Source organism: Acidimicrobiales bacterium (genome assembly GCA_036270875.1).
In the GTDB taxonomy this organism is placed as follows: Bacteria; Actinomycetota; Acidimicrobiia; order Acidimicrobiales; family AC-9; genus AC-9.
In genome coordinates this window covers 1-2,832 of record DATBBR010000130.1, presented here as the reverse complement: position 1 = coordinate 2,832, position 2,832 = coordinate 1, and the positions used below count along the sequence as shown (strand labels likewise).

Annotated in this window: 3 protein-coding genes; 2 read left to right on the top strand and 1 reads right to left on the bottom strand. The window is 70.4% G+C overall.

Going from position 1 to position 2,832, the window contains the following annotated elements; genetic code table 11:
• Positions 1-273: 273 nt before the first annotated feature.
• Complete coding sequence (locus VH112_12825) at positions 274-492, bottom strand: hypothetical protein (GenBank protein HEX4541117.1); 219 nt, start codon at positions 490-492, stop codon at positions 274-276.
• 137 nt (positions 493-629) lie between these two features.
• Between VH112_12825 and VH112_12820 the strand changes: the two genes are divergently transcribed.
• Together VH112_12820 and VH112_12815 are read left to right on the top strand one after the other, a co-directional pair.
• The gene (locus VH112_12820; protein HEX4541116.1) at positions 630-2,270 is read left to right on the top strand and encodes an amidohydrolase family protein; all 1,641 of its coding nucleotides are present in this window, start codon (positions 630-632) and stop codon (positions 2,268-2,270) included.
• A gap of 61 nt (positions 2,271-2,331) precedes the next feature.
• Positions 2,332-2,832: hypothetical protein (locus VH112_12815; GenBank protein ID HEX4541115.1), on the top strand; the 501-nt coding region annotated here is incomplete at its 3' end.

The window sequence follows — 2,832 nt, the reverse complement described above, 5'->3', positions numbered from 1 at the left end:
GGAGCCGCACGATGACAAGGCGCGAGGTCGTGGCGCGCTCGATGAGCTCGGCGGGACCAGGTCGCGACCGGGGCTGTGCCAGCTGGTCTGCGGTCGACATGTTGCCTGGCAGGGACGGCCCGCTCATCCGCCCCCCGGCGCGACAGACCGGCGCACACTCCGCGGCATGGGCCCGTTAGTTCGGCCCGCCCAAGGCCGGATCCTGCCGTCATCCCAACAATTCCGACATTTGACGCCGCCTCCCCTCAGCCGGCGGCGGCGAGGGGACGACGCCTACTTGTCGGTGGCGGGATGTTCCACGACGCTGACCACGCGGGCCGACATGAAGCGGGCGGTGCGCACCGGCTGGCCGGACCGGGTGACCTCGGTCACCTCCATGAGGCCCCGACCGGAGGACACCTCGACTCGCCGGCCCGCCTTCGTGGCTCGCACATCGAACTGGCGCACGCCCCCGCCGATGTCCACGAGGACCTCGACCCGATCACCCTTCACGACCAAAGCGTAGGACCCGAGGTCAGAGAGGGCGTGGATAGCTCGAGCCGGGGCGGCTGGCTGGGCGGCGATCGGTCGCCACGCGTTGACGGTGGCGACTTGCCTGGCGAGACTCAGCGGTGAGTGGAGGAGGTCGTATGAGCTACGTGCTGCGGGGGGCGCTGGTGGTCGACGGGTCCGGGGGCCCGGCGTACCGGGCCGACGTGGTGGTCGAGGGCGGGCGGATCGCGTCGGTCGGCGACGGTCCCGACGTTGCATCGGACGCCGAGGAGGTGGACCTGTCGGGGCTCGTGCTGGCGCCGGGCTTCATCGACATACACACCCATTACGACGCCCAGGTCCTGTGGGACCCTGATCTGACCCCCTCCTGCTGGCATGGCGTGACGACGGTGGCCATGGGCAACTGCGGCTTCGGGATCGCCCCCACGCGGCCCGAGGACCGGTCGACGATCGCGCACACGCTCGAGAACGTGGAAGGCATGTCGGCCGAGGCGCTGGAGGCCGGCATCCCCTGGGGATTCGAGACGTTCCCTGAGTACCTCGACACGCTCGACCGCATCCCGAAGCGGATCAACGTCGGCGCGTTCATCGGCCATACGCCCCTTCGCCTCTACGTCATGGGCGACGAGGCCGTCGAGCGGTCTGCGACGGATGACGAGGTCGAGGCCATGCGCCGGATCGTGCTCGAGGCGATGGCGGCCGGCGCCCTCGGGTTCGCCACCTCGCGGTCGCCGACGCACGCGGGGGCCGGGGGGCGACCCGTGCCGAGCCGTCTCGCTGAGGTCGACGAGGTGTTCCGTATCGCCGACGCGCTCCGGGAGGCGGCAAAAGGCCTCGTCCAGATCACGCCCGGGCCCGGACTGTTCCTCGACGAGTTCGCCACCCTCTCCACGCAGCTGGGGCTGCCGGTGACGTGGACGGCGCTGCTCACCGGCTTTGGTGAGCGGGGAACGGCCACGGCCCTGGCCGAGCGCACCGCCTCGTTGGGGGGCGAGGTGTGGCCGCAGATCGCCTGCCGACCGCTGGTCATGCAGGTGGCGCTGGAAGATCCGTTTCCCATCGCCATGCTCCCGTCGGTGAAGGAGGTGCTGGCGGTGCCGCGCGCCGAGCGGGCGGCCGTCTACGCCGACCCTGGGTGGCGAGAGCGAGCCCGTCCCGAGGTGAGCAAGGCCTGGGCGGAACGGTGGGCCAAGATGTCGATCGAAGAGACCGAGCGCCATCAGGATCTGCGAGGTCGCACCGTGGCGGAGGTCGCCGCGGAGCGGGGTCTCGAGCCCTTCGACGTGCTCATCGATCTGTCGCTGGAGGACGGCCTCCGAACGCGGTTCCAGGTGGTGCTGCTGAACGACGACGAGGTCGAGGTGGCCGACCTGTTGCGGGACAGGCGAACCGTGCTGGGCCTGTCCGACGCAGGGGCGCACGCGAGCCAGCTCTGTGACGCCTGCTTCTCGACCCACCTGCTGGGCTACTGGTCGCGCCAGCGCCAGACACTCTCGCTGGAAGAGGCCGTCTGGCGGCTCACCGGCCATCCCGCTGAGGTGTTCCGCCTCGGTGGGCGGGGCCTGGTTCGAGAGGGATACGTCGCCGACCTGGTGGCCTTCGACCCCGAGCGGGTGGGGACGACGGCGCCCGTTCGCACGTGGGACCTTCCGGCCGGTGCGGACCGGCTGATCGTCGACAGCGTGGGCATCGATCACGTCTGGGTCGATGGCACGCAAACCCGGGCATCCGGCGTCGACCTGGAGGACGCCCGGCCCGGCAAGCTGCTGCGACGGTGAGGCGGGGACCGGCGAACCCAAGACCGACCATGCAGGCCGGTTCGAGCGAATGGAGGCAAGTGTGCCCGTGACCATGATCTCGGCGGACTCGCATGTGACCGAGCCGCCCGACACGTACGGGCCGAGGATCGACGCCAGGTATCGAGCGGACGCTCCGCACCTGGCTCACGACGACAAGCTGGGCGACATCTTCGTGATCCCGGGCATGAAGGTGCCGGTGCCGATGGGCCTCGTGGCCGCGGCCGGCAAGCCGGCCGAGGAGATCAGCACCTTCGGCGTGCGCTTCGACGAGCTCCACAGGGGGGGATGGGACCCCGAGGCCCGCCTGGCCGATCAGGATCGCGACGGGGTGGCCGGCGAGGTCGTCTATCCCACCGTCGGCATGGCTCTCTGCAACCACCGCGACCTGGACTACAAGAAGGCGTGCATGGACGCCTACAACCGCTGGATCGCCGAGTACTCCGGCGCCCATCCGGATCGGCTGTTCGGTGTCGGCCAGACGGCGATGCGCAGCCCGAACGAGGGGATAGAGGACCTGCGGGCCATCGCCGCGCTCGGGTTG

Bases quoted from the DNA above. Each gene is read 5' to 3' on its own strand.
- VH112_12820 (HEX4541116.1), top strand. From the start codon at position 630: ATGAGCTACGTGCTGCGGGGGGCGCTGGTGGTCGACGGGTCCGGGGGC.